Below are 15,196 nucleotides of genomic sequence, written 5' to 3' on the forward strand. Positions count from 1 at the left end.
CGAGTGTCGCAGCGCGCGGTAAATGACCGATGAAGCTTGCGATGCGCGGCACACCGGCCCATAGGGCGCGGCAAATCCCCGGAGGCAACACATGAAGCTGCGCATCGTCGTCACCCTCAAGAACGGCGTGCTCGACCCGCAGGGCAAGGCGATCGAGCATGCGCTGGGCTCGCTCGGCTTCTCGGGCGTGGGCGAAGTCCGCGTCGGCAAGCTGATCGAGCTCGACGTGGCCGACGGCACCAGCGACGCCGACATCGACGCGATGTGCCAGAAGCTGCTCGCCAACACCGTGATCGAAAACTACCGGATCGAGAAGCAATGAAGACCGCGGTCATCGTCTTTCCCGGCTCCAACTGCGACCGCGACCTCGCCGTCGCGCTGGAGAGCGTCACCGGCACCAGGCCGCACATGGTGTGGCACGGCGAGAGCGAGCTGCCGGACGGCCTCGGGCTGATCGCGCTGCCCGGCGGCTTCTCCTATGGCGACTATCTGCGCTGCGGCGCGATCGCGGCGCGCTCGCCGGTGGTGCGCGCGGTGGTCGAGGCGGCCGGGCGCGGCACCCCGGTGATCGGCGTGTGCAACGGCTTCCAGGTGCTGACCGAGACCGGGCTGCTGCCCGGCGCGCTGATGCGCAACGAGGGGCTCAACTTCGTGTGCCGCGACGTCGCGCTGACCGTCGACAACAGCCAGACGATCTTCACCAGCCGCTATGCCGCGGGCGAGACGCTGTCGGTCCCGGTGGCGCATCACGACGGCAATTACTTCGCCGACGCCGCGACGCTCGACCGGCTCGAGGGCGAGGGCCGCGTCGCCTTCCGCTATGGCGAGGAGGTCAACGGCTCGGCGCGCAAGATCGCGGGCATCGTCAATGCCGCCGGCAACGTGCTCGGCATGATGCCGCACCCCGAGCGCAAGATCGAAGCCGCACATGGCGGCATCGACGGCCGCCGCCTGTTCGAAGGGCTGCTCGAAGCGGTCGCCTGAGCGCGCCGCACGGCAAGCGGGCTCGACCGTCTCCACTCCGCCGCCCGCGACGCGGATTCGCCCTCGCGCGGCCGGGATGCGCCGGGCGTGGCGATGTTCCACCTTCCCCACCGCAACGCGGACGCGCGTTTCGCGCGAAAGCCAACATCGTCACCGACTTGTTCCACTTTCCCCACCGTAAGCGGACACCGCCGCCACCCCCGCAGGCCCCTTGACTCCCGCGCAAAAATAACCTATATGGTTACCTCGATGTACGAGTCTGGAACAATTTGGTGGTACGCGCCAGCAGCAGGATCGCGCTCGGCCAGACCATCGCGTTCCACACGTCCTGCCAGTTCGCCGCGGGCACGAGCGGATAGCCCGATTCGAGCGAATCCCAGATGTCCCACGCCTCGCCCGCGATCGCCGCGGCGAGCACCAGCAGCCATGGCTTCCAGCTGCGCAGCGGCCAGCGCAGCAGCAGGCAGCTGCCGAGGAACAGCGCGAGCGCGATGTGGACGTGGAGCGCGTCCTTGGCGAGGCCGGTATGATCGACCAGCCACAGCTTGGCCGCCTGGAAGATGCTGTCGTTCATTCAGACCCGCGTGCGGAAGGGAGTGAAGTCGGTGTCCTCGTCATACACGTCCACGCCCTCGCGCCGCTTGAGGAAACCGACCACGGCATAGGTGACGGGTGTGAGCAGCACTTCCCAGCTCACCTTGAGCACCCATTGGGTGACCAGCACCTTGAGCACAAGGTCGTTGGTCCAGCCCTCGGCGCCCCAGAAGGCGAGCGGGTAGAAAATCAGGCTGTCCACCCCCTGCCCGGCGAAGGTCGAGCCGATCGTGCGCGACCACAGATGCCTGCCCCTGGTCCACAGCTTCATCTTGGCGAGTACGAAGGAATTGACGAACTCGCCCGCCCAGAAGGCGATGACCGAGGCGAAGACGATGCGCGGCACCTGGCCGAAGATCGTCTCGTACGCCGCCTGGTTGGTCCAGTCGGGCGCGGGCGGCAGCGCGACCACCACCCACGCCATGAACGCCATGAACAGGGTCGCGACGAACCCCGCCCAGATCACCCGCCGGGCGCGGGCATAGCCGTAGACCTCGGTCAGCACGTCGCCGAGGACATAGGAGAGCGGGAAGAACAGGATGCCCGCGCCGAACGGCCACCACGTCTCCCAGAAGGGCAGCCAGACCTGCGCGACCTTGCCCGCGCCGAGCACGTTGGAGAGCAGCAGGATCGCGACGAACGCCGCCATGACATAGTCGTAATAGCGGAAATGCCCGCCCGCGACCTGGCCCGCATTGATCCGCACCGGTGCCGCTTCGCCGTCCATCGCCTGTCCCCTGCTCGCGCGGCGGACTATGATCGCGGTTCCCCGCCCGCGCAATCCGCGCTAACGCATCGCCAGCGCGCGCCCGTAGCTCAGCTGGATAGAGCACGAGCCTTCTAAGCTTGGGGCCGCAGGTTCGAATCCTGCCGGGCGCGCCATCGTTCCGCGCGGCGCCCGTGGCGGCTGGCTGCTCGTCTCCAGCCGGGCCGACAATCCGGCGCCCGGGTCCGGCAAGCCGGAGAACGCCTATGTCGCATATGACCTGGAGACGGGCCGCCATGTGCGGCGCTTCCGGATCGCCGGTTCGGGCGAGGTCGACGGCGCCGGCGACACCGACGGGCTGGAATTCGCGGCGGGCGATTTCGGCGCCCCGTTCGAGGAGGGGCGGCTGATCGTTCAGGACGGCGACCACAGGCCGCAGAACCAGAATTTCAAGCTGGTCCCCGGTGGCGCCCTGAAGGCGTTTCTCGAACGGAAATAGCCGGCGGCTCTCCGGTCACTCGCGCGCAGGCGTCGAAGCGCGGCGCGCCTGCTCCACGATGCGCAGGATGTTGCCGCCCCACATCTTGGCGAGATCCGCGTCCGAATAGCCGGCCTGCTTGAGCCGCGCGGTCACCTTGGGCAGCGCCGAGATGTCCTCGATGCCCGGCAGGCCGCCGCCGCCGTCCCAGTCGGCGCCGAAGCAGACATGGTCCGGGCCGGCGACCTTGATGACGTGCAGCACCATCTGCATGTAGCGCTCGAAATCGGCGTTCCACAACGGCTGGGTCTTGTCGAGCTCGCGCCAGCGCCTGGCGAGCGCCACCTGCTCGGCGGGCGACAGCGTGGCGATCTGCTCGTATTTCGCGAACAGCTTGCCGCGCTCGCCGGCGAGGTTGAGCTCGGAGAGGAAGATCGTGCTGATGCAGATCGCCCCGCCCTTTGCCGCGAGCTTGCGGATACGCGCGTCGTCGAGGTTGCGGGGGTGGTCGTACGCCGCCCGCCCGCTCGAATGCGACAGCAGGATCGGCGCCTTGCTGAGCTCCAGCATCTGGTCGAACGCCGCGTCCGAGGCGTGGCTGGCGTCGATCACCATGCCGAGCCGGTTCATCTCCGCGACCCATTGCCTGCCCAGCGGGCTGAGGCCATTCCATCTGGGCTTGTCGCCCGAGCTGTCGGCGAACTGGTTGTTCTTGCCGTGCACCGGGCCCGCCAGCCGCACGCCGCGCCGGTGGAACTCCGCGAGCAGCGACAGGTCCTCGCCCAGCGGGTAGCTGTTCTCCATGCTCTTGAAGGCGATCAGCCTGTTCTCGCCATTCAGGCGGCGCGCGTCGTCCGCGGTCAGGGCGGAGGCGATGCGGGTTGAGAAGCCGGCGAGCGTGGTGTCGATCACGTCGGACCGCTTGCGCGCGAATGCGAGCGCGGCGGCATAGCCTTCAGGGGTCAACGGTCCCTGGTCGGTATAGATGGCGAAGAAGCCGCCATCGAGCGCGCCCGCCTCCATGCGCTGGAGGTCGACCTGGACGATGTCGGTCGCCGGGTCGTGAGTCGCGCCGAAGTCCCAGCCCGGGCGGCCGAAATGCATCGGCGTGTCGAGATGCGTGTCGAGCACCAGCAGGCGCTTGTGGAGCGCGGCGGGGTCCTCACCCGGCTGCGGCGGCGGCGCGGGGGCGGTCGAGCAAGCGCCGAGCAGGAGCAGCGCGGCAAGGGCGGAGCGCCTCATTTGCCCACCTTGGCCACCGGCCGCAGGTCGAGGTCGTGATAGTCGTAGCTGAAATCGGCGATCGGGCTCTCCGCTTTCATCGAGACGCGCGAGACCTTGCCGTCGGCGTCGAGCGCGAAGGTCACATAGGCAGGCTCGATCGCCTTGTCGTCGAAACGCGTGACGAAGGTGTCGTACTGGTGATGCACCAGCCTGCCCGCCATGCGCGGGGTGGTGGTGAAGTCGATGCGCAGCCCGTCGGCGCCGCTGGTGACCACGACATCGCCATACCAGGGATCGCGATAGGTGCCGGCATAGCGTTCGAGCGCCAGCGATGGGCCGACCTTGGCTGGCGCCGCCTTGGTCGCGGACAGCGCCGCCTTGCCCCCGGCGATGCGCCGTTCGTACTGCGCCGCGAACAGCGCCGGCCAGTCCTGCGCGGGCGCACCGAGATAATGGTCGACCAACGTCTGCGAGATGCCGCGCAGGAACGCGCCTTCCTCGGCATTGACCACCAGCGCGATGCCCACCTCCTGCTCGGGCAGCAGGATCACCTGCGCGATCGACCCGAACACTGCCCCGCCGTGCGAGATGATCTTGGCGCCGCGATAGTCGGCGACGTTCCAGCCGAGCGCATAGCTGCTGAACTTGGGGGTCAATGCGGCCATCGGCCCCTGCCCGCCAGAGCCGATCGGCAGCGGCGTCACGCCCTTCCACATCTCGTTCGCCTGCGCCTCGCTGTAGAGCCGCCCGCCGCCGGGCAGCGCGCCGCGGCCGAGCTGGATGGTGAGCCAGCGCGCGAGATCGTTGGCGCTGAGCGCCATCCCGCCGGCGGGGCTCCCCGCATCGCCCAGCTGCTCGCGCTCGTCGAGCATCGATAGCGGCCCGTCGCCGCGCACCACGCCGCCGATGCGGGCATGCTGCATCGCCCGGTTGCGGGTCGCCAGCCGCGCCGCATAGCTGGCGGTCGCCGTGTTCATGCCGCCGCGCTTGAACACGTCCTGGGTCATGAAGTCTTCCCAGGTCTTGCCGGTGACCTCCTCGATCAGCTGGCCGGCGACCGCATAGAGGACGTTGTCATAGGCATAAGACGAGCGGAAGCTGGTGGTCGGCTTGATGAAAGCGAGCCGCTTCACCGTCTCCTTGCGCGACAGGCTGCCGCGCGGCACGAACAGCAGGTCGCCGGCGCCGAGCCCGAGGCCCGAGCGGTGGACGAGCAGGTCGCGCACCGTGATCTCGCGCGTCACCCAGGGATCGTACATGCGGAACCAGGGCATGTGGTCGATCACCCGATCGTCCCATTGGATCTTGCCCTGGTCGACCAGCACCGCGAGCGCGGCGGCGGTGAGGGCCTTGCCGGTCGATCCGGTGAAGAAGATCGTGTCGGCGTCCACCGGCGCGGTATCGCGGAGCTTGCGCACACCCCAGCCGCGCGCGAGCGTGGTCTTGCCCTTCTCGACGATCGCGATCGCGATGCCGGGTGCGCCGCTCCTGACGCGGAGCTGCTCGACCCTGGCCTCGAACCCGTCGGGCGGGTCGGCGAGCGCGGGCAGGGCCAGGACGAGCGTCAGCGGCGCGAGCAAGGCGCGATGCTTGAGGATCATGCGGGAGCCTTTCCTTTGCGGCGCAACAGCCTCGCGACGCCGATCGTCAGCAGCGGCAGCACGAACACGGCGAGGAACATCCAGGCGAGCAGGCGATAGCCGCTCGCGATCAGGGCGATCAGCCCGACGCGCTCGGCGACGAACATACACAGCAGCAGCAGTCCGCCGGCGATCGCGGCGCGGGCGCGCGCGCCGAGCTCGATCCCGCGGCGGCGGCGCAGCATGCCCGCGACGCGCTCGTTGATCGCATGCACCGCCCCCGCGCCGCTCTCGAGCAGCGCGGCGAAGATCATGATCTGGAACAGCCAGTGGAACACCGGCACGTTGAGCTGGCGCAGCAGGAAGTCCGAGGGCAGCGTCTCGTTCCCGATCCCCGGGTAGAAGGCGATCATGCAGACGAAGAACAGGATCGCCGGCAGCATCGCCAGGGGTCCCGCGATCACCCCGGCGATCACCGCGTCGCGCGTGCTGGTGAGGTGGCGCAGCACCGGCAGGATCACCACGGCGCCGATGATGTTGTAGCTCGCATAGGTGAGCCCGCCGCTCGCCCAGCCAGTCCAAGGCGCCGGCGTCGCGAAGCCCTCGGCGATACGGTCGCCGAAGGTCAGCAGGCCGAGGATGAGGAAAAGCGCATAGACGCCGTAGAGGAGGAACGAGACGTATTTGAACACGCCCTCCACCGCGGCATTGCCGAGCGCGACGGTAGCGAGGATCGCGAGCGCCAGCAGAATCGCGCCGGCGAAGCTCGGCCAGCCGAACATCGCCGCGCCGATCGCCCCCGCGCTCGCCCCGAATACGGCGAGGATCAGCACCACGAAGATGATGTAGGCGATCTCGAAGGCGACCCATGCCGGTCCGAGCAGGTCGGCGAAGAAGGCGCGATAGTCGAGCGCGCCGACCATCCGGGCATAGGCGAAGGTCGCCGCGGCGATCACGCTCCACAACAGCATCGCCAGCGCCATGCCGGCGAGCCCGCCCCATGGCCCCGCGGGCAGGAAATATTCCGCCAGCTCGCGCCCGGTGGCATAGCCGCCGCCGATGATCACCGCCTTCATCGCGAAGCCGGGCAGCAGATAGCGCTGGAACCAGCTCGACCCGGTGGCGGCGGCGCTCGCTCCCATCCTCAAAAGGCCAGGTCGAGTGCGAGGCCGAGCGTGCGCGGCTGGAGCGGGACGGTCGAGAGGAAGCCGGGATTGGTGGTCGCGACGTTGCTGGTGATCCGCCCCTCCTCGTCGGTCAGGTTGCGGGCATAGGCGCGCAGCGTCCATTTCCGGTCGAAGGTGACCGCGGCGTTGAGGTCGAGCGTCGCATAGCCGTCGACCGGCACCGCCAGCGCCGAGCTCTCCACCGCCGAGATGCGGTCGCCGACGATCCGCACCGCGCCTCCGACGCGCGCGCGGGTGGAGCTACCCAGCGCGAACCCATAGTCCGCCGTTACTGCCGCGGCGACCTTGGGCACGCCCGGCAGCTGGTCTCCATCGGTGCAGTTGGTCGTCGTCTCGGTGCACTTGGCATCGGTATAGGCGAAGTTCGCGCCGAAGCTGAGGCCCGCGATCGGCTGGACCGTCAGCGACGCCTCGACGCCCTTGCTGCGCGCGGTGCCGGCGTTGACCAGGCCGTTGATGCCGTTGGCGAACGGCGCGCCGGTCTGCAGGTCGTTCCAGTCGAGCAGGAAGGCCGCGGCATCCAGCGTGACCGCGCGGTTCAGGAAGCGCGCCTTGATGCCCGCCTCATAGCTGGTCACCGTCTCGGAATCGACCGTTGCGGGGAAGCCGGGCAACGCGATGTTCGGTCCGCCCGGCCGATAGCCGCTGGCGACGCGGGCATAGAGCATCGTGTCCGGGTTGAGGTTGATCTGCGGGCTGACGCTGTAGGTGACGATCTCCTCGCTGGACTTACCCGTGCCGCCAGTATCGAGGCCGAGCAGCGGGATCTGAGTCACCTGCGTGAAGGTCTGGTCGTTGCGCGCCCAGCGCAGCCCGCCGGTCAAGTGGAACAGCTCGCTGATCTTCCACGTCGCGTTCCCGAAGAACGCATATTCCTTATAGGTGTTGGGCAGCGCGACGATCGCGAACGGGTCGAACGCCGGCAGCACCGCGCCCGAGGCGTCGAGCGCGCGGACGATCTGGTTGTGGCTGTTGTCCTCGTCGGTGTAGAAGAAGCCGAGCATCCACTCGAACTTGTCGCTCGATGCCGAGGTGAGCCGCACCTCCTCGGTCCATTTCTTCTGGTGCAGCGTCGCCGGGTAGGTCGCGAGACCACCCCAGATCACGCCATAGATACGCGAGGCGTCGCTGGTCTCGAGGATCTCAAGCTCGCTGTACGAGGTGGTCGAGCTCACTTCGGCGAAGCCGAGATCGTAGGAGATCGTGCCCGAATAGAATTGGAAGTCGCTGGTGAAGGGCTCGGGCAGCTGCGAATTGGTGCTGAGGAACGGCGTCCCCGGCGCCAGCGGGGTGTTGCCCATCCCTTCATAGACGATGCTGAAATTGTCCGAATCGACCGACTGCCAGATGCCGCTCAGCTTGATCGTCAGCGCGGGATCGGGCCGCCAGAGCAGCGCCGCGCGGCCGCCCTGCTGGACCGCGCCGTTCACATCCGCCTCGCCGGTTTCGATGTTGTCGACATAGCCCGGCGTGTCGCGACGCGCGAAGCTGCCGCTGATCGCGAGCTGGTCTTGAACGATCGGCACGTTGACGATCGCCCCGGCCGCCCAGCCGGCGTCGCCGCCATGCGCGATCGTGAAGACCTCCCCGCTCGCGCGTACCGAGAATTGCTGCAGGTCCGGCTGGACCGTCACATATTTGAGCAGGCCGCCGATCGAGCTCGCGCCGTAGAGCGTTCCCTGCGGCCCGCGCAGCACCTCGAGCCGGTCGATGTCATGGGGCAGCAGGTCGAGCGAGAAGGCCTGGGCGCGATTGTAGATGCCGCTCGATCCGATCGGCGCATCGTCGAGATACATGCCGACCGTCGCGCTCGGCCCGATCGGCGCGACGCCGCGCAGCGACAAAGTCGAGCGGCCGGGCGATCCGCCATTGTCGACCTGCAGCCCGGGTACATAGGCGGCATAGTCGGTCAGCTGCGAGCCGCCGCTCTGCTGCATCCGCTCGCCGCCGACGATGCTGATCGAGATCGGCACGTCCTGCAGCCGCTCCTCGCGCTTCTGGGCGGTGACGACGATCTCGTTGGGATCGCGCGCGTCCGCTTCGGTCGCCTCCTGCGCCGCGGCGACGGCGGGCAGCGCGAGCGCGGCGATCGCGATCGTGGCGGAACCGCGAAGCGACCGGCGACGCGCGAAACCGGGCAATGATGTCATTGCCATCTCCCCCTAATGTAATTTTGTCTATTCAGGATGCTATTATCCTGATCGGAGAACTGTCAACCGATATCGAAAGATACTTCCTGCTACGGCCATCAGGCGGCGAGACGTCCCCACACGCGGTCGTCGCACAGGATGTCGCCGTCGCGATAGGCGATGCCGGGCTGGCGATCGCGCGCGAGGAAGGTCGGGCCGTCGAGGTCGACGACGTCGCAGAGCTGGCCGACCAGGAAGGACGGCGCCATCGCCAGGCTGGTGCCCATCATGTTGCCGACCATCACCCCGAGCCCCAGCGACTGGGCGCGGTGCGCCATCGCCAGCGCCTCGGTCAGCCCGCCGCACTTGTCGAGCTTGATGTTGATCGTGTCGAACCGGCCGAGCATGGAGTCGACATCGGCGAGCCCGAGCACGCTCTCGTCCGCGGCGATCGGAAGCGGCGAGTCGAATCCGTCGAGGTCCGCCTCCCGCCCGCGTGCCAGCGGCTGCTCGAGCAGGCGCACGTCGAGCGCCACCAGCCCCTCGGCCAGCGCCTCGAGATCGGCGACCGCATAGCCCTGATTGGCGTCGACCCCGGTCCAGCAGTCGGGCCGCGCGGCGCGCACCGCGCGCACCCGCGCCAGGTCGAGATGAAGATCGCCGGTGAGCTTGAGCTTGAGCGCGCGCGCGTCGGGGAAATTGTGCTTCGCCATCCGCGCCATCACCGCCGGATCGTCGGCGCCGAGGGTGAAGGTGGTGCGCAGCGGCCGCGGCGGCGGCAGCCCGGCGAGTGCCCAGATCGGCTTGCCCTCCGCCTTGGATTCGAGCTCCCACAAGGCGCAGTCGATCGCATTGCGGCCGCCGCCCGGTGGCAACGCCGCCTGCAGTTCGGCGCGAGTCATGCCCTTGGCGAGCGGCTCGCGGACGCTCTCGATCGCGGCGACCATCGCCGCGACATCGTCGCCGAGATAATAGACGCCCCCGCCTTCCCCGCGGCCGGTGTGGAGGCCGTCCGAGACCTCCACCACCACGACCTCGGACTCGGTGAAGACATGGCCGGCGATGCGGAACGGTTTGACATAGGCAAACCGCTGCACGCGCACATTTACGGAACGACGCTGCACCATCAGAAGCCCGTGCCGAAGCTGATCAGCTTGAACACCAGCGCCACCCACAGCAGGACGAAGGCGCCGAGCACCAGCAGCACGCCCCACAGCTTGGCGAACCAGCTGCGCTTGCCCTTGAACGCCAGCCACAGGTTCCAGCCGGCAAGGCCGAGCAGCCCGACAAAGCCGATCGTGCCCGCCACCTGCAGCAGCAGGATCAGCCAGTCGAACGACCCGTGCGAGTCGAAATTCTCGACCATGGTGATCACCACCATCCAGCCGACCAGCACCAGCAGCACCAGCCAGGCGAAGCCGCGCACCAGGCGATAGGCGCGACGGGCAGTGCCCTCCAGCGCGAGCGCAGCACCGTAGCGGCGGCGCGCGATCCAGCCGGCCGGCCAGGAGATGGCGGTGAGCAGGACCACGCCGAGCGCGAAAGCGAGCGCGGGGAGCAGCCAGGCGCCCGTCGCGTACCAGGGCGTGCGGTCGAACACCATGAAGGGCGAGATCATGCCGAACGACCAGCGCACGACCTTGCCGTCGACCACCTGCGCCGCCAGCCGCTCATGGCCATAGGCGTCCTGCCAGACGAAGGGCGCCACCTCGATCCACTTGCGCGGCGCGCCGCCCAGCGCGGGCGCGCCGGCGATCAGCGGCCGCCCGTCGGCGTCGAGCCCGACCTTCATCTCGCCGAGCAGATAGACGATCGAGGCGAAGCTCGATTCCACCCGGCGGCTGTTGGACCAGTTGCCGACCAGCAGCTTGGCGTGCTCCTTGGCGGTGGGCAGCTCGACCGGCGGCGCCTTGTTCGCGGCTGGCAGGTAACGGTCGGCGAACTGATCGATCAACGCGCTACGCACCGCGCCGGCCGCGCCCTCCTTGCCCGGGCTGTTGACCGAGACGTAGACGCCGAGCTTCTCGGCCGGGAAGATCTTGAGATCGGTGTGGAAATAGACGGTGTCCCCGCCGTGGCCGAGTGCGCGGCGGCCATTGACCCAATGTTCGTAGAAGCCGAGCGCCATCTGGTTCACGCCCGGCACGCTCCTGTTCTGCGCGGTCTGCATCAGCCGCTCGGTCGCGGGCTGGAGCAGCGGGCCGCCGTCGTTGAGGTGCGCGATCATGAACCGCGCCATGTCCGCGCCGCTCGCCGCCGCGGCGCCGGCCGGGGCGAGGCCGATCAGCTCGTAGCGCTGCGCCTTGCCCGAACCCAGCTCATAGCCCTGCGACATCAGCGGCTTGAGGCTGGCGGGCAGCGGCTGGCGGAAGCTGGTATGCGCCATGCCGAGCCGCTGGAAGATGTTGCGCTCGACATAGTCGTCGAACTTCATGCCCGACACGCGCTCGACGACATAGCCGGCCAGCGCGGTGGCGTAGTTGGAATAGGCCGGCGTGCTGCCCGGCGCGTAGATCCGCTCGGGGATGCGCTCCTTGAGGGTGTCGCCCAGCGATTTGAGCGGCTTGTCGAACGCCAGCAGCCCCTTGATGATCTCCTCGAAGCCCGCGGTATGCGTCATGATCTGGCGCATCGTGACCGGCTTGCCCTGATAGGGCGGGATCGTGAAGTCGAGATAGCGGTTCACATCGGTGTCGAGGTCGATCTTGCCCGCCTCGACCTGCTGCATCACCGCGGTCCAGGTGAACAGCTTGGAGGTCGAACCGGGGCGGAACAGCGTGGTTTCCGGATCGACCGGCTTGCGCGCGGCGACGTCGGCATAGCCGAACCCGCGCTGGGTGAGCACCTGTCCGTCCTTGACCACGACGACCACCGCGCCGGCGATGTCGCCGCGCTCGAGCGCATAGGGCATGTAGCCGTCGAGCCAGGCATCGACATCGGTCTTGGTCAGCGCCGCCGCGCCAGCCGGCACAGGCGGCGTGGCCGGCGCGGCTTCAGCAGTCGCCGCCTTCGGCGCCGGCTCAGGCACCAGCGAAGGCGATTGCTGCGTGAATGCGGGCACGGCTGCGGCGAGCGCGAGCAGCCCCGCCAGCCCCAGTTTGAGCGAATGCTTCCACATGATGCGACCCCCTCCGCTATGGCCGTTCCGGCCTCGATTGCGTCGTCAGCCCGGAACGGCTAATCTGTCACCTGACATGAAACGATTTAATCCTGATCGGGACATAATGATCCCATTTAGAGAATTGTCAAACCGCGGAAACGGCGATCGGAACCGTACCGCATGAGGGCGCAACCGACGCTCGGCGCGCTGCTCAAGAACCTGCGCGCGCGTAATGGCTGGACGCTCAAGGAGATGAGCGAGCGCAGCGGCATCCCGGTCTCGACGCTGTCCAAGGTCGAGCACGACCGGCTCACCCTCACTTATGACAAGCTGCTCCAGCTCAGCCAGCGGCTCAACATCCGCATGTCCGAGTTGTTCTCGGAGAATGTCACGGTGCCGGACATGCCGGTGACCGCGCGCCGCAGCATCGGCGACCTCGAGCGCGCGGTGCGGGTCAACACCAGCAACTACGACTATTATTATCTGTGCACCGAGCTGCGGCGGAAGCGGATGATCCCGGTGCTCACCCGCGTGCGCGTCAAATCGGTCAGCGAGTTCGGCGACCTCGTCCATCATTCGGGCGAGGAGTTCATCTTCGTCGTGAGCGGGCGGATCGTCGTCCACACCGAGTTCTACGACCCCGTGACGCTGGAAGAAGGCGAATCGATCTATATCGATTCGAACATGGGCCATGCCTATCTCGCCGGCGAAGGCTGCGACGAGGCGGTGATCCTCGGCGTCTGCTCGAGCGCCGAGGATGGCCTCATGGACTCGCTGATCAACCTGCATGCCGAGGACGCCGTCGCGAAATAGTCAGGCGAGCCGCAGCTTGACCGTGCGCACCCGGACGAGGCTGCGCATCTTCTCCGCCACGATCGCGGCGCGGTGCCGATCGATACCCCGAATCTCGAGCGCAATGCGACAGACCCGGGCCGAGGACTCGACCCGCACCGCGTCGACCAGCCGGTCCTGTTGCGCGATCAGGCCGAGCACGCGACACAGGACCTGCGGGCAGCGTTCGGTGGTGATCGCGAACACCGCCGCGCGTCCCTGGTCGTCCGACGGCTCCATTATTTGCACGCGACACCTCTCCTCATCGATGCGGAGATGATATCGCGCGAGCTCGAGAATATCTGACCCGATTTCGCCCGTGACAGCGATATTGGGAATGATTTATCCTCATCTGGCTGAGATAGAGGACATATCATGCCGCTATTGGACGAGTTCGACCGGAAGATCCTCCGCTTGCTCCAGGCGGATGCTTCGCTGTCCACCGCGGCGATCGCCGAGGCGGTCGGCATGTCGGCGTCGCCCTGCTGGCGGCGGATCGACCGGCTTGAGCGCGAGGGGTTCATCAAGCACCGCGTCGCGCTGGTCGATCGCCGCAAGATCGGCCTCAACGCGCATGTCTTCGCGCTGGTGAAGCTCAACGCCCATGGCCGCGCCAATCTCGACGAGTTCGCCGCCTCGATCCAGGACATGCCCGAGGTGCTCGAATGCTTCGTGCTGATGGGCCCGGTCGACTTCATGCTGCGCATCGTCGCCGCCGACATCGAGGCCTATGAGCGCTTCTTCTTCGAGAAGCTGTCGCGCCTGCCCGGGGTGCAGGAGATCAATTCCACGGTCGCGCTGTCGGAGATCAAGTCGACCACCGCGCTGCCGGTTTGACGAACGACAAGGGCACGGCGCGCCGAAGCCCGCCGTGCCCCCTCCCCTCCCCTCCCTGAGACTAGAAGTTGAGCTTCGCGCCGAAGGTGAAGTAGGTGCCGATCGCATCGTAATACATCGCCTGAGCTGGACTGAGCGGCGGCTCCTGATCGAACACGTTGTTGACATTGGTCCAGAAGGTGAACTGGTCGGTCACCTTGAATTGCGCACCGAGATCGAGATAGGCGCGCGCCGCGATGTCGTTGTTGACCAGCCCCTCGAGCGTCGCCGTGGCGGGGTTGTCGACCGACAGGTGGTTGTGCTTGCCGCCGCCGACATAGCGTACGCGCGCGTCAAACCCGACCAGGCTGTCCTGATAGCTAAGCGCCAGCGTGCCGCGCCATTTCGGGATCGTATTGCCCGTCCCGCTGCCGACATCACCCGCCGAATCCACACGCGTCACGCCGGTGTCGAGCACGAACTCGCGAACATGCGTGGCGAGCGCCCGGATCCGCAGCGTGCCCGGGAGCGAGTCGCTGAGATCCGACAGGCGCAGCAGATAAGACGCCTCGATGTCGAAACCCGAGGTCTTGAAGATCGCAAGATTCTGCTGGTTCGACTGAACTTCGACGACCGTACCGGTCGCATCGCGCGTGATCCGTGCGCAGGCCGCGGCGTTGCCGCCCCGGCAGGCGCCGGTGAGGTTCGACCCCGACAGCGCGGTGATCGCGCCGTTGATCTCGACATCATAATAATCGAGCGAGAGGTTGAAGCGCGGCATGAAGGTCGGCGTGAAGCTGACGCCGAGCGTCGTGGTATGGCCGATTTCGGGCACCAGGTCGGCATTGCCGCCGGTATAGGTCCGCACCTGCTGTGGCGCCGGGTTGTACGCCGGATTAGCCGCAGCGCGCCCGGCCGTGTCTTGGTCGACCAGTGGCCCGACCGTGATCGCGCGCACCGCGAACAACTCACCGATGGTGGGCGCGCGGATATCGCGCGAGCGCGTCCCGCGGAACATCACGCTGTCGAACAGGCTGACGGTGCCGCCGGCCTTCCACGACCAGATCCCGCCGCTGCGGCTATAGTCCGAGTAGCGCGCGGCGCCGTTGAGATCGATCTTCACCTTATTCTCGATGTCGAGCAACGGCAGCGCGACCTCCCCGAATACTTCGCGCACGTCGAAGCCGCCGCTGACCGGGTTGCCGAAGAGCGTCAGCACCGGGCCGAACGCGCCCGAAAGGTCCAGCGTGCCGCTGCGCGCGCTCTGTTCCTCCCACCGCGCCTCGGCACCGACTGCGATCGTCACCGGCCCCGCCCAGAGCGAGAAGAGATCGCCCTGCAGTTCGACCGCGGCGGCGTCGAGCTTGCTCACCGTGTCGCTGCGCTGCGTGTCCATGACGTAGGCGAGCGCCTCCGCCGATGGCGCGTTGCGCCCGAACAGGTTGAGCGGGCGGCAGGCAGGGTCATCGTTGGTGGTAACGGCGTCGGCATTGATCGCGCAGACGATCTGCCCGCCACTCGACACCGCGTTGATCGCGTTGTTGAAGCGCGAAACGACGCGATCAAC

Annotated in this window: 15 protein-coding genes and 1 tRNA gene; 6 read left to right on the forward strand and 10 right to left on the reverse strand. The window is 67.6% G+C overall.

From position 1 onward, the window contains the following. The first annotated feature begins 91 nt into the window (after nt 1–91). A complete protein-coding gene (purS, locus tag ABDV68_RS03620) occupies nt 92–322 on the forward strand; it encodes a phosphoribosylformylglycinamidine synthase subunit PurS (protein WP_343518287.1) in 231 nt (76 codons plus the stop codon). Next, nucleotides 319–984, forward strand: coding sequence for a phosphoribosylformylglycinamidine synthase subunit PurQ (gene purQ / locus ABDV68_RS03625; RefSeq protein ID WP_343518288.1), 666 nt, complete (start codon nt 319–321; stop codon nt 982–984). The genes purS and purQ overlap by 4 nt, the downstream gene beginning before the upstream one ends. A 241-nt stretch (nt 985–1,225) precedes the next feature. On the opposite strand, the gene ABDV68_RS03630 is transcribed toward purQ, so the two are convergent. After that, nucleotides 1,226–1,558 carry a hypothetical protein gene (locus ABDV68_RS03630; RefSeq protein WP_343518289.1) on the reverse strand — a complete coding sequence of 111 codons (333 nt, stop codon included), beginning with the start codon at nt 1,556–1,558 and terminating at the stop codon, nt 1,226–1,228. Further along, nucleotides 1,559–2,305, reverse strand: a complete 747-nt coding sequence (locus ABDV68_RS03635; protein ID WP_343518290.1) for a queuosine precursor transporter — start codon at nt 2,303–2,305, stop codon at nt 1,559–1,561. It lies immediately after the preceding gene. 78 nt (nt 2,306–2,383) lie between these two features. Between ABDV68_RS03635 and ABDV68_RS03640 the strand changes: the two genes are divergently transcribed. Next, nucleotides 2,384–2,460: transfer RNA gene (locus tag ABDV68_RS03640), tRNA-Arg, on the forward strand. Nucleotides 2,461–2,489: 29 nt separating this feature from the next. Then, entirely contained in the window at nt 2,490–2,783 is a 294-nt protein-coding gene (locus ABDV68_RS03645) for a phytase (RefSeq protein ID WP_343518305.1), read from the forward strand. Between the two features lie 15 nt (nt 2,784–2,798). Here ABDV68_RS03645 and ABDV68_RS03650 read toward each other — a convergent pair whose 3' ends face one another. The 6 genes from ABDV68_RS03650 to ABDV68_RS03675 all read right to left on the reverse strand — a co-directional run bounded on the left by ABDV68_RS03650 (nt 2,799) and on the right by ABDV68_RS03675 (nt 12,000). Next, nucleotides 2,799–4,004 (reverse strand): dipeptidase, encoded by a 1,206-nt coding sequence (locus ABDV68_RS03650; protein WP_343518291.1) that lies wholly within the window; start codon nt 4,002–4,004, stop codon nt 2,799–2,801. After that, nucleotides 4,001–5,587: a serine hydrolase gene (locus ABDV68_RS03655; RefSeq protein ID WP_343518292.1), complete on the reverse strand. Its 1,587-nt coding sequence runs from the start codon at nt 5,585–5,587 to the stop codon at nt 4,001–4,003. Before ABDV68_RS03655 ends, ABDV68_RS03650 begins: the two co-directional genes overlap by 4 nt. Beyond that, nucleotides 5,584–6,708 carry a hypothetical protein gene (locus ABDV68_RS03660; protein WP_343518293.1) on the reverse strand — a complete coding sequence of 375 codons (1,125 nt, stop codon included), beginning with the start codon at nt 6,706–6,708 and terminating at the stop codon, nt 5,584–5,586. The genes ABDV68_RS03655 and ABDV68_RS03660 overlap by 4 nt, the downstream gene beginning before the upstream one ends. 2 nt (nt 6,709–6,710) lie before the next feature. Next, complete coding sequence (locus ABDV68_RS03665; protein WP_343518294.1) at nt 6,711–8,903, reverse strand: TonB-dependent receptor; 2,193 nt, start codon at nt 8,901–8,903, stop codon at nt 6,711–6,713. Between the two features lie 98 nt (nt 8,904–9,001). Beyond that, the gene (locus ABDV68_RS03670; RefSeq protein WP_343518295.1) at nt 9,002–10,009 is read right to left on the reverse strand and encodes a dipeptide epimerase; all 1,008 of its coding nucleotides are present in this window, start codon (nt 10,007–10,009) and stop codon (nt 9,002–9,004) included. Then, a complete protein-coding gene (locus ABDV68_RS03675; RefSeq protein WP_343518296.1) occupies nt 10,009–12,000 on the reverse strand; it encodes a serine hydrolase domain-containing protein in 1,992 nt (663 codons plus the stop codon). The genes ABDV68_RS03670 and ABDV68_RS03675 overlap by 1 nt, the downstream gene beginning before the upstream one ends. A 162-nt stretch (nt 12,001–12,162) precedes the next feature. Here ABDV68_RS03675 and ABDV68_RS03680 point away from each other — a divergent pair, with 162 nt between their 5' ends. Beyond that, nucleotides 12,163–12,795 (forward strand): XRE family transcriptional regulator, encoded by a 633-nt coding sequence (locus ABDV68_RS03680; RefSeq protein WP_343518297.1) that lies wholly within the window; start codon nt 12,163–12,165, stop codon nt 12,793–12,795. Here ABDV68_RS03680 and ABDV68_RS03685 read toward each other — a convergent pair whose 3' ends face one another. Then, nucleotides 12,796–13,062 carry a hypothetical protein gene (locus tag ABDV68_RS03685; protein ID WP_343518298.1) on the reverse strand — a complete coding sequence of 89 codons (267 nt, stop codon included), beginning with the start codon at nt 13,060–13,062 and terminating at the stop codon, nt 12,796–12,798. It lies immediately after the preceding gene. 126 nt (nt 13,063–13,188) lie between these two features. Here ABDV68_RS03685 and ABDV68_RS03690 point away from each other — a divergent pair, with 126 nt between their 5' ends. Beyond that, a complete protein-coding gene (locus ABDV68_RS03690) occupies nt 13,189–13,650 on the forward strand; it encodes an Lrp/AsnC family transcriptional regulator (protein ID WP_343518299.1) in 462 nt (153 codons plus the stop codon). A 61-nt stretch (nt 13,651–13,711) separates the two neighbouring features. Here ABDV68_RS03690 and ABDV68_RS03695 read toward each other — a convergent pair. Further along, the coding region (locus ABDV68_RS03695) for a TonB-dependent receptor (protein ID WP_343518300.1) at nt 13,712–15,196 on the reverse strand (1,485 nt) is incomplete at its 5' end.

It is taken from the genome of Sphingomonas sp. (assembly GCF_039595165.1).
Taxonomy (GTDB): domain Bacteria; phylum Pseudomonadota; class Alphaproteobacteria; order Sphingomonadales; family Sphingomonadaceae; genus Sphingomonas.